The organism is Ectopseudomonas composti, from assembly GCF_001567565.1.
Lineage (GTDB): Bacteria > Pseudomonadota > Gammaproteobacteria > Pseudomonadales > Pseudomonadaceae > Aquipseudomonas > Aquipseudomonas composti_A.
The window spans coordinates 51723-78282 of record NZ_LSSW01000033.1 but is presented as its reverse complement, the minus strand read 5'-3'; the positions used below and the strand labels follow the sequence as shown (position 1 = coordinate 78282).

Here is a 26560-nt window from a genome sequence, read left to right as displayed (position 1 = left end):
AGGCATCACCGGCCTCATTACCTTGGCGCCTTTGTGGCCGGTCAGTGCAGGACCGGCCGCGACCGACCCACACCAAGGAAATTCGCCATGCGCCCGCTGGCCTGCCTGACTCTCGCCGCCTCACTGGCCAGCCTTACCGGCTGCCAGTCTCTGCTCAACAGCCGTTATGCCGACAGCGTGCCGCCCACCCGTGGCGTCGAGCGCATTCAGGGCGTGGCGGAAAGTGCATCGGTACGACGCAACGCGCTCGGCATGCCGCTGATCGAGTCGAGCACCTTCCACGATGCTCTGTTTACCCTGGGCTACGTGCATGCCGGCGACCGCCTCAGCCAGATGGTCGGCATGCGCCTGCTGGCTCAAGGCCGACTGGCCGAGATGGCCGGCCCCGGCGCGCTGGAAATGGACCGTTTCATGCGTGCGGTCAACCTCAAGAAGAGTGCGGAAATTCTCTATGCCGACGCCTCTCCGCGCCTGAAGCGCTTCTTCGAAGTCTATTCACGCGGCGTCAACGCCTACCTGTTCCGCTACCGTGATCGCCTGCCGATGGATCTCGCCGAATCCGGCTACCGCCCCGAGTACTGGAAGCCCGAGGACTCGGTGCTGCTGTTCTGCCTGCTCAATTTCGGCCTGGCGGTGAACCTGCAGGAAGAGATCGCCGCACTGACCATGGCCCAGCGCGTGGGCGCCGACAAACTGCCCTGGCTGCTGCCGATCTACCCGGACGAGCCGCTACCCTTCGCCGAAGCAGAAAAACTCGCCGGTCTCGACCTCAACGGTCAGTTGCCGGGCCTGCAGGCGATTTCCCGCACCGCAGCGCAGATCGCCGAACGACATATGCTCGGCGTCGCAGCCTCGAACAACTGGGCCATCGCGCCCGAGCGCAGCCGTGGCGGCAAAAGCCTGCTGGCCAATGACACCCACCTGCCATTGAGCATGCCGTCGCTGTGGAATTTCGTGCAGATCCGCTCGCCCAAATATCAGGCGGCGGGCATCTCCCTGGCGGGCGTGCCGGCAGTGGTATCCGGCTACAACGGCAAGCTGGCCTGGGGCATGACCATGGTCATGGGCGACAATCAAGACATCTTCCTCGAACGCATCAAACGCGAGGGCAGTCGCCTGATGTACCAGGCCGACGGCAAGTGGCTGCCGGTCAGCGAGCGCCAGGAGACCTTCTTCATCCGCGGCCAGCGTCCGATTCGCGAAACGCTCTACGAGACCCGCAACGGTCCGCTGCTCAACACGGTACTCGGCGAACGTAAGCACCTACTGCAGCCCCTGCCACTGCAGAGCGGCTATGGCCTGGCACTGAAAACCACCCAGTTCGAACGTGACAAGAGCCTCGACGCCTTCTTCGACCTGTCGCGCGCGCAGTCGGTCGAGCAGGCCTTCGAAGCGGCGCGAGAAATCCGCGCCATGCCGCTGAACATCGTCTTCGCCGACGCCCAGCACATTGGCTGGCAGGTCAGCGGTCGCTACCCGAATCGCCGCGAAGGTCGCGGGCTGCTGCCATCACCCGGCTGGGACGACCGCTACGCCTGGGATGGTTTCGCCGACCCGATGCTGCACCCCTACGACCAGGACCCGCCACAGGGCTGGCTGGGCACGGCCAACGAACGCAGCGTACCGCCCGGTTACGGCATGCAGCTGTCCAGTTCCTGGTACTACCCGGAGCGCGCCGAGCGCATCGCCGAACTGGCCGGCAATGGCCGCCACGATGGCCGCAGCATGATCGCCATGCAGTACGACCAGACCTCGCCCTTCGTCGCCAAGCTGCAGGCCATGTTCAACGACCCGCTCATGCACGACTCGCTGCGCCAGGCCATCGCCGCCCTGCCCGAAGGCCAGCGCGCACGTGCCGACGAGGCGCTGACACGTTTGCTGGCGTTCGACGGCAAACTCGCCGCCAGCTCAGCCGACGCCGCCATCTATGGCGCCTTCCTGCATGAGAGCGCGCGACAGATCTTCCTCGATGAGCTGGGTCCGGAAGACAGCCCGGCGTGGAAGGCGCTGGTGGAAACCGCCAACACCTCCTACTCCGCACAGGCTGATCATCTGCTTGGCCGCGCTGACAGCCCATTCTGGAACGACATCCGCACGCCGCAGCAGGAAGACAAGCCGACCATCCTGGCCCGCAGCCTGGCGGCCAGCATCGAGTTGCTGGAGAGCCGACTGGGCACGCAGCGCCACAACTGGCAGTGGGGCAAGCTGCACACCTACGAGTGGGTAACGGACACCACACGCATGGCGCCCTATATGAGCGCCAGTCAGCGCAGCAGCATCAATGCGCTCAAAGGCTACCTGGATCGCGGCCCCTATCCGGCCGGCGGCGATCACAGCACGCTGAACGTTGCGGCCTATGCCTGGGGTCAGGACTTCGACACCTTCCTGATTCCCGCCATGCGCATCGTGGTGGACTTCGCCGCCGACGAACCGCTGGTCGGCGTCAACAGCTCGGGCCAGTCCGGCAACCCCGCCAGCCCGCACTATGCCGACGGCATCGAGTCATGGCTCAAGGGCGGCTACATGAGCTTCCCGTTCAAGGCGGAGAATCTGGACAAGGTCTACGGCAACCAGCGACTGCTGCTGATGCCGGCGAAGTAGCGACCGTTCGTCGGGTAGCGCTGAACCTTTGCGCCAGCGTCTCACTCTGAATGATCGACTTACTCCATAGATCATCGTTTAAGGCGCCCCTGGCGCCTTTTCTTTTGCCTGCAGAAAAATGATGGCTTTTCTCCATCATCAGATGGAACTTCTCGACGCAGGCAGGCTCAGAGACTATGCATCGATTGAAATGCTCCCCTGGCGCCTCTGGCGCCTATTTTTTTGCCTGCAATTCAGCGAACGCCTGCTAAGCCAGAAGGCTGCGGTCGAAAATAAAGGCCTCGCCCGTGTGCGGGCCATGCTCCAGCAGATTCTGTGGCCGCCCCATCTTCGGGTAGTTCTTCTGCCCGGTGTCGCTGATCCAGCCCTGCGCCTTCATCCGCTCCAGCCTTCCGCGCAAGGTGGTGTGCTGCACCGGCTCACCCAGACAGGCCTGAAACGCCGTCAGCGCCTCGGTCACGGTAAATCGCGGCGCCAGCAAGTAGAGCGGCAGCGAACTGTAGACCGACTTGCCCCGTAGCCGCTCGACCGCCAGACGCACCAGCTGCGTGTGATCGAATGGCAATGCCTGCGCACCGGCGGTAAGGCCGGACAATTCGACGAATCGCAGATTGTCATCCTGCGGCTCGGCATCGGGCGCAAGTAACGCCAGATAGCACGTGCTCAACGACCAGCCGCGAGGGTCGCGCACACCATTTCCGACCGTCGCCACCTGCTCCAGATAGTGCGGCTGCAGGCGCGCCTTGTCCTCCAGCGCCCGAGCTGCTGCTGCATCCAGGCTGGCATCGGCGCATCGGCCGTTGATCAACACTCCCGGCAGCGCCCATTGCCCGGCGTAGGGTTCGCGCTGACGACGCAACAGGAGCACCTGAAGCGCACCCTCCTCGCTCAGACGCAGGGCGACGATATCCACCCCGGCCAGAACCTCCACTGCACTCATCCTGCCCCCTGTTCCTTCATGTACTTATTTCATCTTGACCAATAACTCCTCACTTTTCACGCAGGAATTGGTAAAAACGCTTGACTACATATTTCATCAGGTGAAATATGTAGTCACTCACCCAAGAGAAGGAGGCGCACCATGAAGATTGCCAGCTTCGATGTCGACGCCCAGAAAGGCTTCACCCCGCTGTGCCCCAACGAACTGCCGGTACCCGGGGGCGACACCATCGCCCCGGCGCTGAATCAGCTGGCCGCACGCGCCCAGTTGCGTATCGGCAGCAAGGACGCGCACAGCCCGCAGGCGTCCTGGGTCGTCGACAGCCACGATGAGATGCTGCGCCCCCTGCCGCTGGCGAATGCCGACCTGACCTGGGTCAGCCACTGCGTGCCGGGCACGCCGGGTTTCGAGCTGCTCGACGAGCTGCCGGCGCCGCTGGATTACGATTACTTCGTGTGGAAAGGCGTGGAGCCTGACCTGCACCCCTATGGCGCCTGCTACCACGATCTGGCCGAGAAGCGCAGCACGGGTGTGATCGAGTTTCTCCGGCACAATGACGTCAGCCTCGTACTGGTCGGCGGCCTGGCCCTGGATTACTGCGTCAAGACCACCGCCCTGCAGCTGCGCCGCGCCGGCTTCGAAGTCATCGTCTACCTGCCAGCCTGCCGCGCGATCGCCGGCGAAACAGCCGAAACCGCCTGCATCGCCATGCGCGAACAGGGCATTACACTTGCCGCCAGCCTGGAACACCTGGATGGCACCCTCGCCAAGGAGAATCTGCGATGAGCGAGAGTATCTTCGCCGACCGCACCGTGCAGAACCTGCTGGACACCGACCTGTACAAGCTGACCATGATGCAGGCGGTGCTGCATAACTACCCCAACGCCGAAGTGGAATGGGAATTCCGCTGCCGCAGCAGCGAGGACCTGACGCCCTACCTGGCCGAGATCCGCTACCAGATCGAACGCCTCAGCGAGCTGAGCCTGAGCGTCGATCAGCTGGCGTTCCTCGAGCGCATCCCCTTCATCAAACCGGACTTCATTCGCTTCCTCAGCCTGTTCCGCTTCAACCTGCGCTACGTACACACCAGCATCGAAGACGGCCAGTTGAACATCCGCCTGCGCGGTCCCTGGTTGCACGTGATTCTCTTCGAAGTGCCGCTGCTGGCCATCGTCAGCGAAGTGCGCAACCGCTATCGCTACCGCGAAGTGCTGCTCGAGCAGGCCGCCGAGCGACTGTACGAGAAGCTCGACTGGCTCAAGGCCGAAGCCTCGCCGAGCGAGCTGGCCGGTTTCCAACTGGCCGACTTCGGCACCCGCAGGCGCTTCTCCTACCGTACGCAGGAGCAAGCCGTGCACATTCTCAAGCGCGACTTTCCTGGGCGTTTCGTCGGCACCAGTAACGTGCACCTGGCCCGTGAGCTCGACCTCAAGCCCATCGGCACCATGGCCCACGAATGGCTGATGGCACACCAGCAGCTTGGCCCGCGCCTGATCGACAGCCAGATCGCCGCGCTCGACTGCTGGGTGCGCGAGTACCGCGGCCTGCTCGGCATCGCGCTGACCGACTGCATCACCATGGATGCCTTCCTGGCCGATTTCGACCTGTACTTCGCCAAGCTCTTCGACGGCCTGCGCCATGATTCCGGCGACCCGCTGATCTGGGCAGAAAAAGCCATCGCCCACTACGAGAAACTCGGCATCGACCCGATGAGCAAAACCCTGGTGTTCTCCGACGGGCTCGACCTGCCCAAGTCGCTACAGCTCTACCGTGCACTTTCCGAGCGAATCCACGTAAGCTTCGGCATCGGCACCAACCTGACCTGCGACATCCCCGGCGTCACCCCCATGAACATCGTGATCAAGATGGTCGCCTGCAACGGTCAGCCAGTGGCGAAGATTTCCGACACGCCCGGCAAGACCCAATGCCGCGACGAGAATTTCGTCAGTTACCTGAAACACGTCTTTCGCGTGAACCAGTGAGGACCCAGACATGAGCAATCGCCAAGCCGAAATCGCCGCCGCCCTCGACGTGGTGCCACCGTTCGCCGATGAGGCAGCACTGAGCGCAGAGATCGAGCGCCGCAAGCACTTCATCAAGAACACCCTCAAGCAGTCCGGCCTCAAAGTGCTGGTGCTGGGCATCAGCGGCGGCGTCGACTCGCTGACGGCCGGGCGTCTGGCCCAGTTGTCGGTCGAGGAACTGCGCGCCGAAACGGCTGACACCGGCTACCGCTTCATCGCCGTGCGCCTGCCGCACAACGCCCAGCACGACGAACACGACGCCCAGGATTCGCTGCAATTCATCCGCGCGGATGAAGAAGACACGGTCAATATCGCCGCCAGCGTCAGCGGTCTCGGCGAGCAGGTCACGCATCTGCAGAAACTGGCCGACGCCCGCCGCGATTTCGTCGTCGGCAATATCAAGGCGCGTATCCGCATGGTCGCCCAGTTCGCCATCGCCAACGCCAACAATGGCCTGGTGATCGGCACTGACCACGCTGCCGAGGCGGTGATGGGCTTCTTCACCAAGTTCGGCGACGGCGCCTGCGACCTCGCCCCCCTGTCCGGCCTGGTGAAGAATCAGGTGCGCGCCATAGCCAAGCATCTTGGCGCGCCGCAGCACCTGGTGATGAAAACACCGACCGCTGACCTGGAAGAGCTGCGCCCAGGCAAACCTGATGAGGAGGCGCATGGCGTCACCTACGCCGAAATCGACGCCTTCCTGCATGGCGAGAACGTCAGCGACGAAGCCTACGCCACCATCGTGCGCACCTACGACAACACCCGCCACAAACGCGAACTGCCGCTAGTGCCCTGAACAGCGGGCACAAAAAAGCCGGGCATTGCCCGGCTTTTTTGTGCGTTCGAGTAAATCAGGCCTTGGGCAGGGTTACGCCGGTCTGGCCCTGATACTTGCCGCCGCGATCACGGTACGACACCTCACAAGCCTCGTCGGACTGCAGGAACAGCATCTGCGCCACGCCTTCGTTGGCGTAGATCTTCGCCGGCAGGTTGGTGGTGTTGGAGAACTCCAGGGTCACGTGCCCTTCCCACTCGGGCTCCAGCGGCGTGACGTTGACGATGATGCCGCAGCGCGCGTAGGTGCTCTTGCCCAGGCAGATGGTCAGTACATCGCGAGGAATACGGAAATATTCGACGGTACGGGCCAGGGCGAAGGAGTTCGGCGGAATGATGCAGACGTCGCTCTTGATGTCGACGAAGCTCTTCTCATCGAAATTCTTCGGATCGACGATGGCCGAGTGGATGTTGGTGAACACTTTGAATTCATCGGCGCAGCGCACGTCGTAGCCGTAGCTGGATACACCGTAGGAGATCACCCGACTGGCGTCGGCGCCACGCACCTGGCGCTCTACGAACGGCTCGATCATGCCGTGTTCCTGGGCCATGCGGCGAATCCACTTGTCCGATTTGATGCTCATGGCGAGGTGTCCTGAGTGGGCGGTTACGAGAAAAGTGAGCGCATCTTACCGATGCAGAGGCCACGCTTCAAAGATTGCCGGCGCGCCCTCAAGCCATTATTTGCAAAAAAGCTGCATCGACTATTCGCACTTGGCGATAAAAACACGTATGGTGTCCCCACTGTGCTGCATGTGTCACCGCGAATCGCTACTAGATGCCTAGATCTCGATCCAAACATCGTCCGACTCCTAGTACTCGTTGCACTCAGTCCCGGCCTGGGCTTTTCCAGGGCTGTTATTACTTTTGTTAGGAGACATCACATGTCCAATCGTCAGACTGGCACCGTTAAGTGGTTCAACGATGAGAAAGGCTACGGCTTCATCACTCCGCAATCCGGTGACGACCTGTTCGTACACTTCAAAGCCATCCAGAGCGACGGTTTCAAGACCCTGAAGGAAGGCCAGCAGGTCTCCTTCGTGGCTACCCGTGGCCAGAAAGGCATGCAGGCTGAGGAAGTTCAGGTTATCTAACCTGCACTACCCCGCTTGAAAAAAACCTCGCCTAGTGCGGGGTTTTTTTATGCCTGTTCGCACGCCCTGCAGGAGCGGATTTATCCGCGATTCGCGGCTGAAGCCGCTCCTACAAAAAGAGGGGATCGGTGCATCGATTACTTAACGCTGTCGCCGCACTTCGGTACCAAGTGCTTTAACAGAGAGGTGGAACGCTGCAGCTTGCCCACGCCACAGGGCAATTGGAGATTCGCCAAGCCAAAAACGAGTCGCCTGCCTACCCTCTCCCGCCCTTCGGGCACCCCGCTCCGCGCCCCGGCCTGATCGCTTCGCGATCAGGCGCTCATAGGCGCAGGAAGCGATGCTTCCAAAACGCGCCTCTTCGCCCCATAAATGGGAGAGGGTCATCAGATGCCGCTACGCGGCTGCTTTCAGTCCTCGCTGATCTCGATATTCGGCATGACCGGCTTGCCCGCCATAGCGATACGCGCGCCGACCTTGCGCGCCAGGTCCTGATAGATCATGGCGATCTGGCTTTCCGGATCGGCAATGGTGGTCGGCTTGCCATCGTCGGCCTGCATACGAATGGCCATCGACAGCGGCAGCGAGGCCAGCAATTCGACACCGTACTGCGCGGCGAGCTTTTCGCCGCCACCTTCGCCGAACAGGTGCTCGGCATGGCCGCAGTTGGAGCAGATGTGCACCGCCATGTTCTCCACCACGCCAAGCACCGGGATGTGCACCTTGCGGAACATCTCCACGCCTTTGCGGGCATCGAGCAAGGCCAGGTCCTGCGGGGTGGTGACGATCACGCTGCCAGCCACCGGCACCTTCTGCGCCAGGGTCAGCTGGATGTCGCCGGTGCCCGGCGGCATGTCCACCACCAGATAATCGAGATCGTTCCAGGCCGTCTGGGTGATCAGCTGCAGCAACGCACCACTGACCATCGGCCCGCGCCACACCATCGGCGTGTTGTCGTCGGTGAGAAAGGCCATGGACATCACCTGCACGCCATGAGCCTCGAGCGGCACGAACCACTTCTGCTCACGCACTTCCGGTCGCGTGCCCTCGGCGATGCCGAACATGATGCCCTGGCTCGGACCATAGATATCGGCATCGAGAATGCCCACCCGCGCCCCTTCACGCGCCAGGGCCAGCGCCAGGTTGGCGGCGGTGGTGGACTTTCCTACACCGCCCTTGCCGGAGGCCACGGCGATCACGTTCTTCACCCCGGCCAGTGCCGGCACCTGAGCCTGGCCCTGGTGCGAGTCGATCACACAATCGACCTGCACCTGGGCGCTGTCGACACCTTCGAGGTTCTCCAGCGCCATTTGCAACATCTGCGCCCAGCCATTCTTGAACAACCCGGCGGCATAACCGAGTTCCAAACGCACGGATACGCGCGCGCCCTGAATGTCGACTTCACGCAGACAACCGGCACTGACCGGGTCCTGATCGAGATGGGGGTCGGTGAACTGACGCAGACAAGCTTCGACCGCTTCGCGGGTGACGGCACTCATGCAAGAACTCCAGAAGGCAGGCAGAAAAATCAGGCCGTCATCATAACAGCAGCCTTCCGGTGCAATGCAGCACGGGCTTTTCCTTGCCGCAGGTAGCTTGAAGCTTGTCGCTTCCCTTATAGTTGTCGACTTCCCTCGTTTTACCAGTGCAGCCGATCACCATGACCGAAGCCCGCAAGATTCTCGTTACCAGCGCCCTACCCTACGCCAACGGCTCCATCCACCTCGGCCATATGCTCGAGTACGTGCAGACCGACATGTGGGTGCGCTACCAGAAGCTGCGCGGCAACCAGGCGATCTACGTCTGCGCCGACGACGCCCACGGCTCGGCCATCATGCTGCGCGCCGAGAAAGAAGGCATCACGCCCGAACAATTGATCGACGGCGTGCGTGCCGAGCACATGGCCGATTTCGCCGATTTCGGCGTGGACTTCGACAACTACCACTCGACCCACTCGGACGAAAACCGCGAGCTGTCGGCATCCATCTACCTGGCGCTGCGCGACAAAGGCCACATCGCCACCCGCGCGGTGACCCAGTATTTCGATCCCGAAAAAGGCATGTTCCTCGCCGACCGCTTCATCAAGGGCACCTGCCCGAAGTGCGGCACCGAGGATCAGTACGGTGACAACTGCGAGAAATGCGGCGCGACCTATTCGCCGACCGAGCTGAAGAACCCGCGTTCGGCCATCTCCGGCGCGGTGCCGGTGCTCAAGGAGTCGCAGCACTTCTTCTTCAAACTGCCGGACTTCGAGGCCATGCTCAAGCAGTGGACGCGCTCCGGCGCGCTGCAGGAAGCGGTCGCCAACAAGATCGCCGAATGGCTCGATAGCGGCCTGCAGGAGTGGGACATCAGCCGCGATGCGCCCTACTTCGGTTTCGAGATCCCCGACGAGCCGGGCAAGTACTTCTACGTCTGGCTGGACGCGCCGATCGGCTACATGGCCAGCTTCAAGAACCTCTGCAGCAAACGCCCGGAACTGGATTTCGACGCCTTCTGGGGCAAGGATTCGAGCGCCGAGCTGTACCACTTCATCGGCAAGGACATCGTCAACTTCCACGCCCTGTTCTGGCCGGCCATGCTCGAAGGCGCGGGCTACCGCAAGCCGACCGCAGTCAACGTACACGGCTACCTGACGGTCAACGGTCAGAAGATGTCCAAGTCGCGCGGCACCTTCATCAAGGCGCGCACCTACCTGGACCATCTGAACCCGGAATACCTGCGTTACTACTACGCGTCCAAGCTGAGCCGCGGCGTTGATGACCTCGACCTGAACCTCGAAGACTTCGTGCAGAAGGTCAACTCGGACCTGGTCGGCAAGGTGGTCAACATCGCCAGCCGCTGCGCCGGCTTCATTCACAAGGGCAATGCCGGCCTGCTGGTTGCCGCCAACCCCGAGCCCGAACTGTGGGAAGCCTTTCAGGCTGCCGCACCGAGCATCGCCGAAGCCTACGAGGCGCGTGACTTCTCCCGCGCCATGCGCGAGATCATGGCACTGGCCGACCGCGCCAACGCCTGGATCGCCGACAAGGCGCCCTGGGCCCTGAATAAGGTCGAAGGCAAGCAGGCCGAGGTGCAGGAAATCTGCGCCCTGGGTATCAACCTGTTCCGCCAGTTGGTGATCATGCTCAAACCGGTGCTGCCAAAGCTGGCCGCCGAGGCCGAAGCCTTCCTCAACGTGAAGCCGCAAACCTGGTCCGAACTGGCGCTGCCGCTGGCCAACCATCAGCTGAATCCCTTCAACCCGCTGCTGACCCGCATCGAGCCAGCGAAGATCGAAGCCATGATCGCAGCCTCCAAGGAAGACCTGGCCGCCGAAGCGCCGAAACCACAGGGTAACGGCGAGCTGAGCAAAGACCCGCTGGCTGCCGAGATCAACTTCGATGCCTTCGCTGCCGTCGACCTGCGTATCGCCCTGATCGAGAAGTGCGAGTTCGTCGAGGGCGCCGACAAGCTGTTGCGCCTGTCGCTGGATATCGGCGACGAGAAGCGCAACGTGTTCTCCGGCATCAAGTCCGCCTACCCGGACCCGAGCAAACTGGAAGGCCGCCTGACCCTGTACGTCGCCAACCTGGCGCCGCGCAAGATGAAGTTCGGCGTCAGCGAAGGCATGGTTCTGGCCGCCGGCCCCGGCGGCGAAGAGATCTACCTGCTCAGCCCGGACAGCGGCGCCAAGCCAGGCCAGCGCGTCAAGTAAGGCACACGCCAGGAGGCAAGGATGAAGCCATGGATGGTAGTGGCGCTGCTGGCCGCATTGGCCGGGTGCTCCGAGCAATCGGGGGCTCCACCTGGCGGCGCCCTGCAAGGTGAACGCAACAAGGCCGGCAGCTACCTGGCCTATGAACACCATGTAGCCATCGAGCTGCCCGCCGAGCGCATTGGTGAGCATATCGCCGCCACCCGCGAAGCCTGCCTGAGCGAGCGTTTCGGCACCTGCAGCCTGATCTCCGCGCAGCAAAGCAGCGGCCAGGCGCCACGTGGCGACCTCACCCTACGCATAGTGCCTGAGGGGGTCGAGCCGATCACCGCGCTGGCCAGCGAAGGCGGCGAGCTGGTCAGCCGCAGCACTCGCGCCGAGGACCTGGCCCAGGCCGTCAGCGACAACCGTCGTCAACACGAGCAACTGCTGCACCAGCAACGAACCTTGCAACAGTTCGAGCAACGCGATGACCTCGCCGTGGCCGATCTGCTGGCCCTGGCCCGCGAGCAGGCAGCACTGGAGGTACAGCTGCAGGCCATAGCGCAGGAAGCCGCCCAGCAGCAGCTGCGTCTGGATACCAACCTGCTGACCCTGAGCTTCAGCAGCCCTTACGAGCGCTCCCCCCTGGGCCGCATTGGCGAGGCGTTCTCGCGCCTGCAGGACAACCTCGCCGAAGGCACCGCCAACCTGATCGAGTTCATCGGCTACAGTCTGCCCTTCCTCATCGTGCTGTTTCCCGTGGCCCTCGGCCTGCGCAAACTGTGGCGACGCCTCACCCGCCAGTGAATCGAGCTGTGACGAATGGTCGCCAAGTGCAGGCGATTCGCCGCATCCGGCTTGTATGGCCAGGGCTGCTTCCCGATAATAGGCGCCCTTTTCCTATGGCCTTTGTGCACTCGACGGCAACCCGATGACCGAACTCGTCCTGATCATGGTCAGCGCCATCCTGGTCAATAACTTCGTACTGGTACAGTTCCTCGGCCTGTGCCCGTTCATGGGCGTGTCGAAGAAGATCGAAACCGCCATCGGCCTGTCGCTGGCCACCACCTTCGTGCTGACCCTGGCGGCCATGTGCAGCTACCTGGTGCAGCAGTACGTACTCAAACCGCTGGACCTCGAATTTCTGCGTACCATCAGCTTCATCCTGGTAATTGCCGTGACCGTGCAATTCACCGAGATGGTGGTGAACAAGACCAGCCCGCTGCTGTACCGCGTGCTGGGCATCTTCCTGCCGCTGATCACCACCAACTGCATCGTACTAGGCGTGGCCCTGCTCAACGCCAACAAGGCCGAGTTCACCTTCATCACCGCCACCGTCAACGGTTTCGCCGCCGGTCTGGGCTTCTCTCTGGTGCTGGTGCTGTTCGCTGCCATGCGTGAACGTATCGCCATCGCCGACGTGCCGAAATCCTTCCAGGGCGCGGCCATCGGCATGATCACCGCCGGACTGATGTCGCTGGCGTTCATGGGCTTCTCCGGGCTGATCAAGCTATGAGCCTGGTTCTGGTCGCCGTACTCGCCCTGCTCGCGCTGTGCCTGATCGCCGGCGCCATCCTCGGCTTTGCCGCCGTGCGCTTCAAGGTCGAGGGCGACCCCATCGCCGAGCAGATCAACGCCCTGCTGCCGCAGACCCAATGCGGCCAGTGCGGCTACCCCGGCTGCAAACCCTACGCCGAGGCCATTGCCGGCGGCGACAAGATCAACAAGTGCCCGCCTGGCGGCGAGGCCACCATTGCTGCACTGGCCGACCTGCTCGACGTCGAGGCCGAGCCGCTGGATGCGGTGGAAGGCGAGAAGCCGCAGATGGTCGCCTTCATCCGCGAAGCCGAGTGCATCGGCTGCACCAAATGCATTCAGGCCTGCCCGGTGGATGCCATCGTCGGTGCGGCGCGGCAGATGCACACGGTCATCGTCAGCGAATGCACCGGCTGCGACCTGTGCGTCGAACCCTGCCCGGTGGACTGCATCGACATGCTCGAAGTCGGTAGCAGCGTGCAAAGCTGGAAGTGGGACAAGCCGCTGACGCCCGGCCAACTGATCGCCAGTGACCGGGAGCAGGCAGCATGAGCGTCATGTCAAAAGACGACATGGGCGCAGCGCGGGCAAGCCACGCTGACGCCATGAAGATCTGGGACATTCCAGGCGGTATTCATCCGGCCGAGCGCAAGGAGCTGTCCAACCGCACGCCGATCCAGCCGGCGCCACTGCCCAGGCGCCTGGTGTTGCCGCTCGGCCAGCATATCGGCGCGGCTGCGGAGCCCTGCGTGGTGGTTGGTCAGCGCGTGCGCAAGGGCGAGAAAATCGCCAATGCTAACGGTGTTGTCAGCGTGCCGTTGCACGCACCGACCTCCGGCACCATCGCCTTGATCGGTGAGCAGCCCTACCCCCATGCCTCCGGCATGCTGGCGCCGGCCATCGTCATCGACAGCGACGGTCTGGATGAGTGGATCGAGCTGGCGCCACCCGCCGATTACCGCAGCCTGGAGCCGGCCGAACTGCTGACGCTGATCCGCGAGGCCGGCATCAACGGCCTGGGTGGCGCAGGCTTTCCCACAGCGGTCAAACTCACCGCACGGCCGACGCAGAAGATCCACACACTGATCATCAACGGCACCGAGTGCGAGCCCTACATCACCGCCGATGATCTGCTGATGCGTGAACGTGCCGCCGAACTGGTGGCCGGTATCGACGTGCTCACCCACCTGATCCAGCCACAGCAGGTGCTGATCGGCATCGAGGACAACAAACCCGAAGCCATCGCCGCCGTGCAAGCCGCCTGTGCCGGGCGCGACTATCAGGTACGGGGGTTCCCGACCAAGTACCCGTCCGGTGGCGAGAAGCAGCTGATCCAGATTCTCACCGGCGTCGAAGTGCCCAGCGGCGGCCTGCCCGCCGATATCGGCATCCTCTGCCAGAACGTCGGCACCTGCGTGGCCATCCACGATGCCGTGCTGCTGGGCAAGCCACTGATCTCGCGCATCACCACCCTGACCGGCGAAGCGCTGGCGCGGCCCGGCAACGTCGAGGCGCTGATCGGTACGCCCGTGGGCGAACTGCTGAGTTTTGCCGGGCTCGATCAGGGCAAGCTCAATCGCCTGATCATGGGCGGACCGATGATGGGCTTCACCCTGCCCTCGCTGGACGTACCGCTGATCAAGACCAGCAACTGCCTGCTGGCCAGCACCGCCGCCGAGCTGCCGCCACCACCGCCAGCCATGCCCTGCATCCGCTGCGGCGAATGCGCCGAGGCCTGCCCGGCCAGCCTGCTGCCGCAGCAGCTGCATTTCTTCGCCCTGGGCCAGGAACACGAGCAGCTCAAGGCGCACAACCTGTTCGACTGCATCGAGTGCGGCGCCTGCGCCTATGTCTGCCCATCGAGCATTCCGCTGGTGCAGTACTACCGCGTGGCCAAGGCGGAAATCCGCGAGTTGGAACAGAAACAACTCAAGGCCGAACACTCCAAGCAGCGTTTCGAGCAACGCCAGGAACGCCTGCGCCGCGCCGAAGAGCAGAAGGAAGCCGAACGCAAGGCGCGTGCCGAGAAAGCCGCCCGCGCCAAGGCCGCACAAGCCGAAGCCCCTCCGGTAGCGGCGGCTTCACCGGCGGACGAAGCGCTGAAAAAACTCAAGATCGAAGCCAGCATGGCCCAAGTCGCGCTGAAGAAGGCGGAAAAGCAACTGGCCGCCCACGACACGCCGGAGCTGCAAGCCCAGGTCGCCGAACTGCGTGCTGCAGCCGAAACCGCACAAAAGGCGCTGGCCAACGCCCAGGCAGCGGCACCCGTGCCAGCACCGAAACCCGCCGGCGACGAGGCGCTGAAGAAGGCCAAGATCGAAGCCGCCATGCTCAAGGCCCAGCTGCGCAAGCTGGAGAAGCTCGACAGCCCGGACGACGAACAGCAGGCCGAGATCGCCCGTGTGCGCCAGCAGCTGGAAGCCGCCGAAAAGGCCCTGGCTGAACTGGACAGCGAGAAACCCGCTGCCGCTGCCAAACCCGCCGGCGACGAGGCACTGAAGAAGGCCAAGATCGAAGCCGCCATGCTCAAGGCCCAGCTGCGCAAGCTGGAGAAGCTCGAGACCCCGGACGAGGAGCAGCAGGCCGAAATCGCCCGTGTGCGCCAGCAGCTGGATGCCGCCGAGAAAGCGCTGGCCGAGCTGGACAGCCAAAAGCCCGCTGCCGCTGCCAAACCCGCCGGCGACGAAGCGCTGAAGAAAGCCAAGATCGAACTGGCGATGAAACGCGCCGAACTGAAGAAGGCCGAGAAGGCCGGCGCCGATGAAGCCTCCTTGCAGCCGCTACGCGATGCCCTGGCCGCCGCTGAACAAGCCCTGCACACCGCCGAGGCAGCCTCGGGCAAGCCAGCCCCGGAGCTGGTGCGCACCGAACGGCCTGGCGTGGATGCCGAGCTGAAAGCCCTGAAGACCGAAGTCGCCTTCGCCCGCGCCGACCTGCGCAAGCTGGAGCGTGACGACAACGCCGCCGGCGATGCGCTGGAGCAGGCCCGCACGCGTCTGGCCGAAGCCGAACGCAAGCTGGCGGAATACCAAGCCTGACAACTTTCCCGGATTGCATCCGGGCTACAAAAGATACCCCGTCGCGCCGGATCATCCGGGCGGCACAGACAACCGTAGCCCGGATGCAATCCGGGGAATGAACACCACTGCGGTCAATACGAACGCAGTAACAGGAGCGCCGATGGCCCTGCCCCGCATCACATCGCCCCATGCCACGGGCAGCAACCGTACCCAGCAGGTCATGCTGCAGGTGCTGCTGGCCACGGTGCCCGGCATTCTTGCCCTGACCTGGCTGTTCGGCATCGGCACCCTGTTCAACCTGGTCTGGGCCAGCCTCTGCGCACTGGGCTTCGAGGCCGCCCTGTTGGCTGCACGCAAGCGCCCGCTGGCGTTCTTCCTCAAGGACTACAGCGCCCTGGTCACCGCCGTGTTGCTGGCCCTGGCACTGCCACCCTACTCGCCCTGGTGGTTGACGCTGATCGCCTGCGGTTTTGCCATCGGCTTCGGCAAGCAACTCTATGGAGGCCTCGGGCAGAACCCGTTCAACCCGGCCATGGTCGGCTACGTGGTGGTGCTGATTTCCTTCCCCGTCGACATGACCAGTTGGCCGGCGCCGCATGGCGTCGCAGCACTCGACGGCATCCAGCACATTCTCGGCATCGCCAACCTGCCGGATGGCTGGGCCCAGGCCACCGCGCTGGACGCACTGAAGGTCAACAAGAGCCTGACCATCGACGAACTGCACGCCAGCAACCCGGCCTTCGGCCATTTCGGCGGCGCCGGCAGCGAAGCGGTCAACCTGGCCTTCCTCGCCGGTGGCCTGTACCTGCTGCACAAGCGCCTGTTCACCTGGCACGCACCGGTGGGCATGCTCGCCGCGCTGTTCGTCATGAGCCTGCTGTTCTGGAACGGCAGCGGCTCGGACTCCAACGGCTCGCCGCTGTTCCACCTGCTGACGGGCGCCACTATGCTCGGCGCCTTCTTCATCGTCACCGACCCGGTGTCCGGCGCGACCAGCAATCGCGGGCGCCTGGTGTTCGGCATCGGTGTCGGCGTGCTGGTCTATGTGATCCGCACCTGGGGCGGCTACCCGGACGCGGTGGCCTTCGCTGTGCTGTTGATGAACCTGGCGGCACCGACCATCGACTACTACACGCGGCCGCGCAGCTACGGCCACCGCAAGCCCAATAGCGGCTTCAAGCTGGGAGAATGAGCATGCTGCCGGAAATCAGCCGCTCGATGCTGAAAAATGCCCTGGTGCTTGGCCTGTTCGCCATCGGCACAGTCGGCAGCGTCGCCCTGCTGCAGCAGGGTACGGCCGAGCGTATCGCCGCCGCCGAACGCGAAGCGCAGGTACGCGCCCTGGCCGAAATCCTGCCGGCCGGCAGCTACGACAATCACCTGCTGGACAACCGCATCGAACTCAACGCCCCCGAGTTGGGCCACCGCAGCCCACAGTCCGCCTACCTGGCACTCAAGGCCGGCCAGCCCAGCGCGCTGATCCTGCCGGTGACCGCGCCGGACGGCTACAGCGGCGCCATTCATCTGCTGGTGGGCATCTACGCCGACGGCCGTCTGGCCGGCGTGCGCGTGCTCAGTCACAAGGAAACCCCAGGCCTGGGCGACAAGATCGAGCTGGCCAAGAGCGACTGGATACTCGGCTTCGCCGGTAAGTCCCTGAGCGATCCCGCCGAGGAAGGCTGGGCGGTGAAGAAGGACCGTGGCGACTTCGACCAGTTCGCCGGTGCCACCATCACCCCGCGCGCGGTGGTCAAGGCCGTGCACGGCGCCCTGCGCTACTTCGACACGCACCGCGCCCAGTTGCTGGGCCTGGTAGAGGACGAGCAATGACCAGCTACCGCGAAATCAGCCTCAACGGCCTGTGGAAGAACAACCCGGCGCTGGTGCAACTGCTCGGCCTCTGCCCGCTGCTGGGGGTGAGCAACTCCACAGTCAATGCCCTGGGCCTGGCCCTGGCCAGCGCCGTGGTGCTGATCTGCTCCAACACCGCCGTGTCGCTGGTGCGCGGCGTGGTCAACACCGCCGTGCGCCTGCCGGCCTTCGTCATGATCATCGCCGCGCTGACCACCTGCATCGAACTGCTGATGCAGGCCTACACTTACGAGCTGTACCAGATCCTCGGCATCTTCATCCCGCTGATCACCACCAACTGCGTGATCCTCGGCCGCGCCGACGGCTTCGCCGCCAAGCACGACCCGGCCCGCGCCGCCTATGACGGCCTGATGATGGGCCTGGGCTTCGGCACGGTGCTGGTGCTGATCGGCGCCATTCGCGAACTGCTCGGCACCGGCGCGCTGTTCGCCAACATGCATCTGCTGTTCGGCCCCATGGCCGCCGACTGGAAACTCACCCTGGTACAGGACTACCGCGGCTTCCTGCTGGCCATCCTGCCGCCGGGAGCCTTCATCGTCCTCGGCCTGCTGATCGCCGGCAAGAACCGCATCGACCAGATCGCCGCCGAACGGGCCCAGGCCGCTGCGCCTGAGCTGCCTGCGCAAAGTCGTCGCGTTCGCGTCACCGGGGTGATCGAATGAACGCCGCCAAACGCCTGGAAATCTTCCGCCGCCTGCACGAGGACAACCCCGAGCCGAAGACCGAGCTGGCCTACAGCACGCCCTTCGAGCTGCTGGTAGCGGTGACGCTATCGGCCCAGGCCACCGACGTCAGCGTCAACAAGGCCACAGCCAAGCTGTTTCCGGTAGCCAATACACCCGAAGCCATCTACGCCCTCGGCGTCGAGGGACTTTCCGAGTACATCAAGACCATCGGCCTGTACAACAGCAAGGCGAAGAACGTCATCGAGGCCTGCCGCCTCCTCATCGAGAAGCACGGCAGTCAGGTGCCGGACAACCGCGAGGATCTCGAAGCGCTTCCCGGTGTCGGTCGCAAGACCGCCAACGTGGTGCTCAACACCGCCTTTCGCCAGCTGGCCATGGCCGTGGACACGCATATCTTCCGCGTCAGCAACCGCACCGGCATCGCGCCGGGCAAGAATGTGGTCGAGGTGGAGAAAAAGCTGCTCAAGTTCGTGCCCAGGGATTATCTGCTCGACGCCCACCACTGGCTGATCCTGCACGGACGCTACGTCTGCACCGCGCGCAAACCCCGCTGCGGCGCCTGCCGCATCGAAGACCTGTGCGAGTACAAGGCCAAGACTTCCGACGATTGATCGTCTATAGAATCCGACGATCTCCTGATTGAAAAAATCTTTTTTACCCGCTCAATTTTTGCCGCTATAAGGTGCGCAAATGGCCTCAGTAACTGGCCTGGAGTGGAATAGATGAGCACTGACAAAGAAGACCTCGAGCTGGACGAAGACTTTGTCGCGGACGATGCAGACGATGCCGAGCCTGCGGTGGAAGTTGCCAAGACCAACCTGACCAAGCGCCGCATCATCGACAACTTCCTCGAAGAACGTCGCCTGCATAAGCAATTGGCTGAATACGACTTCGATATCTGAAGTCGGACGCTGCAAGAAAAAGCCCCGCTGATGCGGGGCTTTTCGTATCTCTCGTTCAGTCACGGCGAGAGGGCGAGAGCAACTCGATCTTGTAGCCGTCCGGGTCCTCGACGAAGGCCAGGATGCTGGTGCCATGCTTCATCGGGCCGGGCTCGCGGGTGATCTTGCCACCACGGCCACGGATGTCCTCGCAGGCCTTGTAGACATTCTCGACTTCCAGCGCGATATGCCCGTAGCCGGTACCGAGCTCGTAGTCAGTGACGCCCCAGTTATGGGTCAACTCGATCACGCTGTTGTGCGCCTCGTCGCCATAACCGACGAATGCCAGGGTGAACTGGCCGTCCGGGTAATCCTTGCGGCGCAGCAGGGTCATGCCCAGCACTTCGGTGTAGAAGGCGATAGATGTGTCCAGATCGCCGACGCGCAGCATGGTGTGCAGTAGCCTCATCGGGTTTCACTCCTCTAGAAAGCAGAACCCCGGCACATGGCCGGGGCTCTTGTGGCGCAGGTCGCTCAGCTTAGACCAGCTTGCGGCCCTTGCCAGCGGCGATGCGCATGCGCAGGGCGTTGAGCTTGATGAAGCCCGCCGCGTCCTGCTGATTGTAGGCGCCGCCATCTTCCTCGAAGGTCGCGATGTTGGCGTCGAACAGCGAATCGTCGGACTTGCGGCCGGTGACGATGACGTTGCCCTTGTACAGCTTCAGGCGCACCACACCGTTCACGTTGGCCTGCGAGGCGTCGATCATCTGTTGCAGCATCAGACGCTCCGGGCTCCACCAGAAACCGTTGTAGATCAGGCTGGCGTATTTCGGCATCAGCTCGTCTTTCAGGTGAGCCACTTCGCGGTCGAGGGTGATCGACTCGATGGCGCGGTGGGCCTTGAGCATGATGGTGCCGCCGGGGGTCTCGTAGCAGCCACGGGACTTCATGCCGACGAAACGGTTCTCGACGATATCCAGACGGCCGATGCCATTCTCGCCGCCGATGCGGTTCAGTTCGGCCAGCACCTGAGCCGGGGTCATGGCCTTGCCGTCGATGGCGACGATGTCACCGGCCTTGTAGCTCAGCTCGATATAAGTCGGTGCGTCCGGTGCTGCCTCAGGGGAGACAGTCCACTTCCACATGTCTTCTTCGTGCTCGGTCCAGGTGTCTTCCAGCACGCCACCTTCATAGGAGATGTGCAGCAGGTTGGCGTCCATGGAGTACGGCGACTTCTTCTTGCCGTGGCGCTCGATCGGGATGGCGTGCTTCTCGGCGTAGTCCATCAGCTTCTCGCGCGACAGCAGATCCCACTCGCGCCACGGAGCGATGACTTTCACACCCGGCTTGAGCGCGTAGGCGCCCAGCTCGAAACGCACCTGGTCGTTGCCCTTGCCGGTGGCGCCGTGGGAGATGGCGTCGGCGCCAGTCTCGTTGGCGATTTCGATCAGGCGCTTGGCGATCAGCGGACGGGCGATGGAAGTACCCAGCAGGTACTCGCCTTCGTAAACGGTGTTGGCGCGGAACATCGGGTAGACGAAATCACGCACGAACTCTTCGCGCAGATCGTCGATGTAGATTTCCTTGACGCCCATGGCCTGAGCCTTGGCGCGGGCCGGCTCGACCTCCTCACCCTGACCGAGGTCGGCGGTGAAGGTCACCACTTCACAGTTATAGGTATCTTGCAGCCACTTGAGGATCACCGAGGTGTCCAGGCCACCGGAATAGGCCAGAACTACCTTTTTGACGTCCGCCATGCCATCACTCCACGGGTTGTACGGTAAAACCCGTGATTCTACTGGCCTCGCGCCTCAATTTACAGGGGCGCGACAGCTTGTGACGACGAAGCGACGGCGACAACCCGCTTTTTTTGCTCAGGAGGGCGCACTTCCCGCCGGGTCGACCGGTGTACTCGAGGGAGCGGTCTGCGGCGCGCTCTGAGACGGGGCTTGCGCTGCGGGCACCCGATCGAGGCGCAAGGTCGCGCGGCGGTTCTTGGCGCGATTGGCTTCGCTGTTGTTCGGCACCAGCGGGTAACGCTCGCCATGAAAGCGCATGGTGATCTGCTCCACCGGTATGCCACCGGCCACCAGATACTCCTGCACGGCCAGGGCACGGCGGCGTGACAGGTCGCGATTGGTCAGGCGATTGCCGGTGTTGTCGGCATGGCCGTCGATCTGGAAACTGTTGATGCTCGGGTCGGCCTTGACGAAGTCGAGGATGATATCGAGCTTGGCCTTGGCCATCGGATCGAGGTCGATGCCGCCACCGGGAAAGCCGATCTGCGCCTGGCGAATCTGGTCGAAATTGACTGGCAACAGCTTCGCGGTACAGGCCTGGTAGTCGTCATAGGCTTTGTGAAACTTCACCGGCAGCAGCCGCACCTCCAGATTCTCGCTGCCGTTGAGGGTGCGGTGGCGCACCAGCGGGCTGCGCCCTTCGAGCAAGCCGGTAAGCAGGCGCGCGCCCTGCTCCTGGGAGCTGTTGAACGGCACCTCGCCATTGCCGACACTGACCACACCCAGGTTGATGTCGCCGCGACCAGGCTGCCAGGGCGCCGCCGCTGCCAGCAAGGTAGCCGAACCGGCGCCCATCCAGCGCTCACGTGCCTTGAGGCGAAAGGTGACCTGCTCCCCGGCCCGGCGCACGAACTCGCCACTGCCGAAATTGCTGATCGTCTGACTCAGGCGGCATTCGAACCGATCACCCTCGACGGTCCACTCCACCTTTTCCAGCCGCGTCTGGAAGCTGATGGCATGTGCTGGCATACACAGCGGCATGCCAGCCAGCAGGCTGATCAGAAGCAAATTGGGCACACGCACGGTCGACTCCACGGCGGTTCACGGCATTCCCAAGGGGTATCGGTCAGGCGCGCGGAAACTTGACCCCCTGCGTTCGATTGTCGCGTCGGCGCGAGCGCGAACAGGCGCTTTTCAGTTACCATGCGGCCACGTTTTACCCGCCTGGAAGCCTCCATGTCCGACCGCCTGACTCTTCTGCGTCCCGATGACTGGCACATTCACCTGCGCGACGGCGCAGTGCTGCCACACACAGTCGGCGATGCCGCGCGCACTTTCGGCCGCGCCATCATCATGCCCAACCTGGTTCCGCCGGTGCGCAATGCCGCCGAAGCCGACGCCTATCGCCAGCGCATCCTCGCGGCGCGCCCGGCCGGCAGCCGCTTCGAACCGCTGATGGTGCTCTACCTCACCGACAACACCAGCCCCGAGGACGTGCGGGCGGCCAAGGCTAGCGGCTTCGTGCATGCCGCCAAGCTCTACCCGGCCGGCGCCACCACCAACTCCGACTCGGGCGTGACCAGCATCGACAAGATCTTCCCGGCCCTCGAAGCCATGGCTGAAGTCGGCATGCTGCTGCTGGTACACGGTGAAGTGACCCGCGCCGAGATCGACGTGTTCGATCGCGAGAAGGCCTTCATCGACGAACACCTGACCCGCGTGGTCGAACGCTTCCCGACGCTCAAGGTGGTGTTCGAGCACATCACCACCCGTGACGCGGTGCAGTTCGTCGAGGCGGCCTCGGCCAACGTTGGCGCCACCATCACCGCGCATCACCTGCTGTACAACCGCAACCACATGCTGGTTGGCGGCATTCGTCCGCACTTCTATTGCCTGCCGATCCTCAAGCGCAATGTGCATCAGGAAGCCCTGCTCGATGCCGCCACCAGCGGCAACGTCAAGTTCTTCCTCGGCACCGACTCGGCGCCGCACGTCAAGCACGCCAAGGAAGCCGCCTGCGGCTGCGCCGGCTGCTACACCGCCTATGCCGCCATCGAGCTGTATGCCGAGGCTTTCGAGCAGCGCAATGCGCTGGACAAGCTGGAGGCCTTCGCCAGCTTCCACGGCCCGGACTTCTACGGCATGCCGCGCAACAGCGACAGCATCACCCTGGTGCGCGAGGAATGGACCGTACCGGCCACCCTGCCACTGGGCGACAATAGCGTCGTACCGCTGCGCGCTGGCGAAACCCTGCGCTGGAAACTGCTGGAGGGTCAGGCGTGAGCGAGGACAACTACGAAGACGAACTCGAACCGAGCCTGCCGTCCGGCCCGCGCACGCCGATGGCGGCGCGCTTTCGCGGCTATCTGCCAGTGGTCGTGGACGTCGAGACCGGCGGTTTCAACAGTGCCACCGACGCGCTGCTGGAAATCGCCGCGACCACCATCGCCATGGACGAAGGTGGTTTCCTCTACCCGGACCACACCCACTTCTTCCGCATCGAGCCCTTCGAGGGCGCCAATATCGAAGCGGCGGCACTGGAGTTCACCGGCATCAAGCTCGACCACCCGCTGCGCATGGCGGTGAGCGAGGAGCATGCACTGGGGGAAATCTTCAAGGGCCTGCGCAAGTCGATCAAGTCGGCTGGTTGCAAACGCGCGATCCTGGTTGGCCACAACAGCAGTTTCGACCTGGGCTTTCTCAATGCGGCGGTGGCGCGTTGCGGCATCAAGCGCAACCCCTTCCATCCCTTCTCCAGCTTCGATACCGCCACCCTGGCCGGCCTTGCCTATGGCCAGACCGTACTCGCCAAGGCCTGCCAGACGGCCGGCATCGAGTTCGACGGCAAGGAAGCACACTCGGCGCGCTACGACACCGAGAAGACCGCCGAACTGTTCTGCGGCATCGTCAACCGCTGGAAGGAAATGGGCGGCTGGGATGAATTCGACCAGTAACCGCTAACGTTCGCACGCATTAAGAAACCGGCCTCGGCCGGTTTTTTAATGCGCGCTCAACGGCGCAATACCGTTCGTCAGCTGCTGCGATCATTCACATACGATCTTTGACAAGCATTCTCATTAACATTAGTATCCGATCCATCGAACAGAACCACCAAGACGAGCCCTGCTTATGTACGTCTGCCTGTGTGAAGGTGTCACCGATACTCAGATCCGCGATGCGGTCTATGAAGGCTGCTGCAGCTACCGTGAAGTACGCGGCACGCTAGGCATCGCCAGCCAGTGCGGCAAGTGTGCCTGCCTGGCCAAGCAGGTCGTTCGCGAAACCATCGCCGAAGTACAGAGCAGCCAGGCATCGCTTGCCTACCCAGCCGGGTTCGTCGCAGCCTGACGTGTAGCTCGCAGACAAAAAACCGGACTTTCAGAGTCCGGTTTTTTTTTCGCCCTCACTCAGGCTTCGAACCAGCCCTTACAGACCGTCACGCTCCAGGTGTTCGAAATTCACCGCATCCCCTGACTTGGCGTGCAGCTTGGCGCGGATGTCCTCGAAGATCGCATCGTACTCGGCATGTTCCCTCATGATCGGGCTATGGTTGGGCGGCAAGCCATGCTTGGCCATCAGCCGCGAGATCACACTGGCAAAATTGAAAGCGGTATCGCGGTGCATTTCGAAGACGTCCTCGAATGCCTTGCCTTCGACTTCTCCAACCAGGCGCCCATGCAGCATGGCCCCCTCTTTCGGGTCCTGACGTACCTCGTAGTAGAAGTCGATGCTGTAGCCGGGCTGCCCGCCCAGGGCTGGCAGGTTGCTGCGATGCAGATGACCAGGTTCGAACATGGCGCTCACTCCTTTGCCATAGCACTGCGACGGGGCTACCCCGAAAAGAGCGCGGAAGAGTCTAGCCCGCCACTTCCAGCCCTTCAGCGCGCCGTTTCAGTGCAGGGTCGAGTCCCCTGCCCTTTCCTGCACCAGCACCCAGGGCGCAACCACCACCGCCCATAACTGAGGGTCACGCGTGAGCAGATCTTCGGCCCGTGCATCTTCGAACGCGCACAACAGCCCCTGGTTCATCCATTGCGCGACACGCGCCTGATCGTTCTCGGCCACGGCCTGCGCAACCGCCACCAGATCCTGACTGCCCTCGACCCATAGCAACGCACCGCGAGCGAAGAACGGCTGCAGTTCCTGCCAGCGAATCGGCGCTGTCTCACCGAGCAGCTTGGCATAGAGGGTGCTAGATTGATCCGTCATGGTGTGTCCCGTGTCGATGGCGTTGGATGCAGGCGCGCAATGATAGCGTCAGCAAATGCCCTGGCAACCGCACGACGCTCGTCAGCTGGCTCAGGCCACGCCGTTTTTCTATACATTCCTTGCAATTTAGCGACAACCCCACGTTTCGCCTCCGGCTGCCGGCTTTTCAAGGCGCAAACCGGCGCTCTACACTGTTCCGGTACAGTTGCCGGGGGCACGACCGGGGTCACTGACCCGGTTCTGCAGCTTCGGCCGCAAGAACTACAACAACGAAAAACATAAGAGTGGAGCACTCATGAACAAGGCTACTAAGCAGATTTCCAAGCTGTTCGCGGCAATGGCGCTGGCAGGGGCGGCCAGCTATTCGATGGCAGCCGACACCATCAAGATCGGCCTGGCCGGTCCGGTGACCGGTGCTGTCGCTCAGTACGGTGAAATGCAATTCATCGGCGCCAAGATGGCCATCGAGCAGATCAACAAGGCCGGCGGCGTGAACGGCGCTCAGCTCGAAGGCGTGGTCTACGACGACGCGTGCGATCCGAAGCAGGCCGTTGCCGTTGCCAACAAAATCGTCAACGACGGCGTCAAGTTCGTGGTTGGCCACCTGTGCTCCAGCTCCACTCAGCCGGCTTCCGACATCTACGAAGACGAAGGCATCCTGATGATCACCGCGGCGTCCACCAGCCCGGACATCACCGCTCGCGGTTACGAGCTGGTCTTCCGCACCATCGGTCTGGACAGCCTGCAAGGCCCGACCGCCGGCAACTTCATCGCCGACCACGTCAAGCCGAAGAGCGTTGCCGTCATCCATGACAAGCAGCAGTACGGCGAAGGCATCGCTACCGCGGTCAAGCAGACCCTGGAAAGCAAAGGCGTAAAAGTCGCCATGTTCGAAGGCATCAACGCCGGCGACAAGGACTTCTCCGCCCTGATCGCCAAGCTCAACCAGGCAGGTGTCGACTTCGTCTACTACGGCGGCTACCACCCGGAACTGGGCCTGCTGCTGCGCCAGACCAAAGAGCGCGGCCTGAACGTCAAGTTCATGGGTCCGGAAGGCGTGGGTAACAAGGAAATCTCGGCCATTGCCGGCCCGGCTTCCGAAGGCCTGCTGGTCACCCTGCCGAAGTCCTTCGACCAGGATCCGAAGAACCAGGCGCTGGTCGAGGCCTTCAAGGCCAAGAACGAAGACCCGAGCGGTCCGTTCGTGTTCCCGGCCTACGCCGCCGTTCAGGTCATCGCTGAAGGCATCGAGAAAGCCGGCGACACCGATACCGCCAAGGTAGCGGCTGCGCTGCGTTCCAACAGCTTCGACACCCCCACCGGCACCCTGGCCTTCGACGAGAAGGGCGACCTGAAAGACTTCAGCTTCGTGGTGTACGAGTGGCACCAGGACGGCACCAAGTCCGAAGCCAAGTAAGTTTCCTGTCTGAACTCAAAGCCCACTG

At 63.1% G+C, this 26560-nt stretch carries 27 protein-coding genes; 19 read left to right on the top strand and 8 right to left on the bottom strand.

Annotated features, from left to right (window positions below):
• The first annotated feature begins 87 nt into the window (after positions 1 to 87).
• A complete protein-coding gene (locus PCLY_RS23715) occupies positions 88 to 2601 on the top strand; it encodes a penicillin acylase family protein (protein ID WP_061242983.1) in 2514 nt (837 codons plus the stop codon).
• Between the two features lie 247 nt (positions 2602 to 2848).
• Here PCLY_RS23715 and PCLY_RS23710 read toward each other — a convergent pair whose 3' ends face one another.
• A complete protein-coding gene (locus PCLY_RS23710) occupies positions 2849 to 3541 on the bottom strand; it encodes an NUDIX domain-containing protein (protein WP_061242980.1) in 693 nt (230 codons plus the stop codon).
• A gap of 141 nt (positions 3542 to 3682) precedes the next feature.
• Between PCLY_RS23710 and PCLY_RS23705 the strand changes: the two genes are divergently transcribed.
• From PCLY_RS23705 to nadE, 3 genes are read left to right on the top strand one after another with little or no spacing between them, the layout of a single operon-like run.
• Positions 3683 to 4327, top strand: coding sequence for a nicotinamidase (locus PCLY_RS23705; RefSeq protein WP_061242977.1), 645 nt, complete (start codon positions 3683 to 3685; stop codon positions 4325 to 4327).
• Positions 4324 to 5523, top strand: a complete 1200-nt coding sequence (gene pncB / locus PCLY_RS23700; RefSeq protein WP_061242974.1) for a nicotinate phosphoribosyltransferase — start codon at positions 4324 to 4326, stop codon at positions 5521 to 5523. Before PCLY_RS23705 ends, pncB begins: the two co-directional genes overlap by 4 nt.
• A gap of 10 nt (positions 5524 to 5533) precedes the next feature.
• Complete coding sequence (nadE, locus tag PCLY_RS23695; protein WP_061242971.1) at positions 5534 to 6361, top strand: ammonia-dependent NAD(+) synthetase; 828 nt, start codon at positions 5534 to 5536, stop codon at positions 6359 to 6361.
• Between the two features lie 55 nt (positions 6362 to 6416).
• Here the strand turns inward: nadE and dcd are convergent, their stop codons facing one another.
• Positions 6417 to 6983 carry a dCTP deaminase gene (gene dcd / locus PCLY_RS23690; RefSeq protein WP_061242969.1) on the bottom strand — a complete coding sequence of 189 codons (567 nt, stop codon included), beginning with the start codon at positions 6981 to 6983 and terminating at the stop codon, positions 6417 to 6419.
• A 300-nt stretch (positions 6984 to 7283) separates the two neighbouring features.
• On the opposite strand from dcd, the gene PCLY_RS23685 reads away from it, so the two are divergent.
• Positions 7284 to 7493 carry a cold-shock protein gene (locus PCLY_RS23685; RefSeq protein ID WP_013714598.1) on the top strand — a complete coding sequence of 70 codons (210 nt, stop codon included), beginning with the start codon at positions 7284 to 7286 and terminating at the stop codon, positions 7491 to 7493.
• Positions 7494 to 7903: 410 nt separating this feature from the next.
• Here the strand turns inward: PCLY_RS23685 and apbC are convergent, their stop codons facing one another.
• The gene (apbC, locus tag PCLY_RS23680) at positions 7904 to 8992 is read right to left on the bottom strand and encodes an iron-sulfur cluster carrier protein ApbC (protein WP_061242966.1); all 1089 of its coding nucleotides are present in this window, start codon (positions 8990 to 8992) and stop codon (positions 7904 to 7906) included.
• 161 nt (positions 8993 to 9153) lie between these two features.
• On the opposite strand from apbC, the gene metG reads away from it, so the two are divergent.
• The 10 genes from metG to PCLY_RS23630 all read left to right on the top strand — a co-directional run bounded on the left by metG (position 9154) and on the right by PCLY_RS23630 (position 19188).
• Positions 9154 to 11190, top strand: coding sequence for a methionine--tRNA ligase (gene metG, locus PCLY_RS23675; RefSeq protein ID WP_061242963.1), 2037 nt, complete (start codon positions 9154 to 9156; stop codon positions 11188 to 11190).
• A 21-nt stretch (positions 11191 to 11211) separates the two neighbouring features.
• Complete coding sequence (locus tag PCLY_RS23670) at positions 11212 to 11979, top strand: DUF4349 domain-containing protein (protein WP_061242961.1); 768 nt, start codon at positions 11212 to 11214, stop codon at positions 11977 to 11979.
• 124 nt (positions 11980 to 12103) lie between these two features.
• Positions 12104 to 12688, top strand: coding sequence for an electron transport complex subunit RsxA (gene rsxA / locus PCLY_RS23665; protein ID WP_061242958.1), 585 nt, complete (start codon positions 12104 to 12106; stop codon positions 12686 to 12688).
• Positions 12685 to 13260: an electron transport complex subunit RsxB gene (gene rsxB, locus PCLY_RS23660; protein WP_061242956.1), complete on the top strand. Its 576-nt coding sequence runs from the start codon at positions 12685 to 12687 to the stop codon at positions 13258 to 13260. Before rsxA ends, rsxB begins: the two co-directional genes overlap by 4 nt.
• Positions 13261 to 13265: 5 nt before the next feature.
• The gene (rsxC, locus tag PCLY_RS23655; protein ID WP_231740212.1) at positions 13266 to 15746 is read left to right on the top strand and encodes an electron transport complex subunit RsxC; all 2481 of its coding nucleotides are present in this window, start codon (positions 13266 to 13268) and stop codon (positions 15744 to 15746) included.
• Between the two features lie 142 nt (positions 15747 to 15888).
• Positions 15889 to 16920: an RnfABCDGE type electron transport complex subunit D gene (locus tag PCLY_RS23650; RefSeq protein ID WP_061242953.1), complete on the top strand. Its 1032-nt coding sequence runs from the start codon at positions 15889 to 15891 to the stop codon at positions 16918 to 16920.
• Positions 16921 to 16922: 2 nt separating this feature from the next.
• A complete protein-coding gene (rsxG, locus tag PCLY_RS23645; protein ID WP_061242950.1) occupies positions 16923 to 17558 on the top strand; it encodes an electron transport complex subunit RsxG in 636 nt (211 codons plus the stop codon).
• Entirely contained in the window at positions 17555 to 18262 is a 708-nt protein-coding gene (locus PCLY_RS23640) for an electron transport complex subunit E (RefSeq protein ID WP_061242947.1), read from the top strand. Before rsxG ends, PCLY_RS23640 begins: the two co-directional genes overlap by 4 nt.
• Positions 18259 to 18897, top strand: coding sequence for an endonuclease III (nth, locus tag PCLY_RS23635; protein WP_061242943.1), 639 nt, complete (start codon positions 18259 to 18261; stop codon positions 18895 to 18897). The genes PCLY_RS23640 and nth overlap by 4 nt, the downstream gene beginning before the upstream one ends.
• A gap of 111 nt (positions 18898 to 19008) precedes the next feature.
• A complete protein-coding gene (locus tag PCLY_RS23630; RefSeq protein WP_004423730.1) occupies positions 19009 to 19188 on the top strand; it encodes a PA3496 family putative envelope integrity protein in 180 nt (59 codons plus the stop codon).
• Between the two features lie 55 nt (positions 19189 to 19243).
• Here the strand turns inward: PCLY_RS23630 and gloA are convergent, their stop codons facing one another.
• The 3 genes from gloA to PCLY_RS23615 all read right to left on the bottom strand — a co-directional run bounded on the left by gloA (position 19244) and on the right by PCLY_RS23615 (position 21989).
• A complete protein-coding gene (gene gloA, locus PCLY_RS23625) occupies positions 19244 to 19636 on the bottom strand; it encodes a lactoylglutathione lyase (RefSeq protein WP_061242940.1) in 393 nt (130 codons plus the stop codon).
• A 70-nt stretch (positions 19637 to 19706) separates the two neighbouring features.
• Complete coding sequence (locus tag PCLY_RS23620) at positions 19707 to 20924, bottom strand: argininosuccinate synthase (RefSeq protein WP_061242937.1); 1218 nt, start codon at positions 20922 to 20924, stop codon at positions 19707 to 19709.
• Positions 20925 to 21041: 117 nt separating this feature from the next.
• Positions 21042 to 21989: a flagellar protein MotY gene (locus tag PCLY_RS23615; protein WP_061242934.1), complete on the bottom strand. Its 948-nt coding sequence runs from the start codon at positions 21987 to 21989 to the stop codon at positions 21042 to 21044.
• 153 nt (positions 21990 to 22142) lie between these two features.
• Here PCLY_RS23615 and pyrC point away from each other — a divergent pair, with 153 nt between their 5' ends.
• The 3 genes from pyrC (at position 22143) to PCLY_RS23600 (ending at position 24254) form a co-directional block, all read left to right on the top strand.
• Positions 22143 to 23189, top strand: a complete 1047-nt coding sequence (gene pyrC, locus PCLY_RS23610) for a dihydroorotase (RefSeq protein WP_061242931.1) — start codon at positions 22143 to 22145, stop codon at positions 23187 to 23189.
• Positions 23186 to 23860, top strand: coding sequence for a ribonuclease T (gene rnt, locus PCLY_RS23605; RefSeq protein WP_061242928.1), 675 nt, complete (start codon positions 23186 to 23188; stop codon positions 23858 to 23860). The genes pyrC and rnt overlap by 4 nt, the downstream gene beginning before the upstream one ends.
• A gap of 175 nt (positions 23861 to 24035) precedes the next feature.
• Entirely contained in the window at positions 24036 to 24254 is a 219-nt protein-coding gene (locus tag PCLY_RS23600; protein WP_004423711.1) for a bacterioferritin-associated ferredoxin, read from the top strand.
• 78 nt (positions 24255 to 24332) lie between these two features.
• On the opposite strand, the gene PCLY_RS23595 is transcribed toward PCLY_RS23600, so the two are convergent.
• On the bottom strand, positions 24333 to 24701 hold the full coding sequence (locus tag PCLY_RS23595) for a DUF5064 family protein (RefSeq protein ID WP_061242924.1): 369 nt from the start codon (positions 24699 to 24701) through the stop codon (positions 24333 to 24335).
• 96 nt (positions 24702 to 24797) lie between these two features.
• On the bottom strand, positions 24798 to 25115 hold the full coding sequence (locus tag PCLY_RS23590) for a DUF2288 domain-containing protein (RefSeq protein WP_061242921.1): 318 nt from the start codon (positions 25113 to 25115) through the stop codon (positions 24798 to 24800).
• 295 nt (positions 25116 to 25410) lie between these two features.
• Between PCLY_RS23590 and PCLY_RS23585 the strand changes: the two genes are divergently transcribed.
• Positions 25411 to 26532 carry a branched-chain amino acid ABC transporter substrate-binding protein gene (locus PCLY_RS23585; protein ID WP_061242918.1) on the top strand — a complete coding sequence of 374 codons (1122 nt, stop codon included), beginning with the start codon at positions 25411 to 25413 and terminating at the stop codon, positions 26530 to 26532.
• Positions 26533 to 26560: the final 28 nt, after the last annotated feature.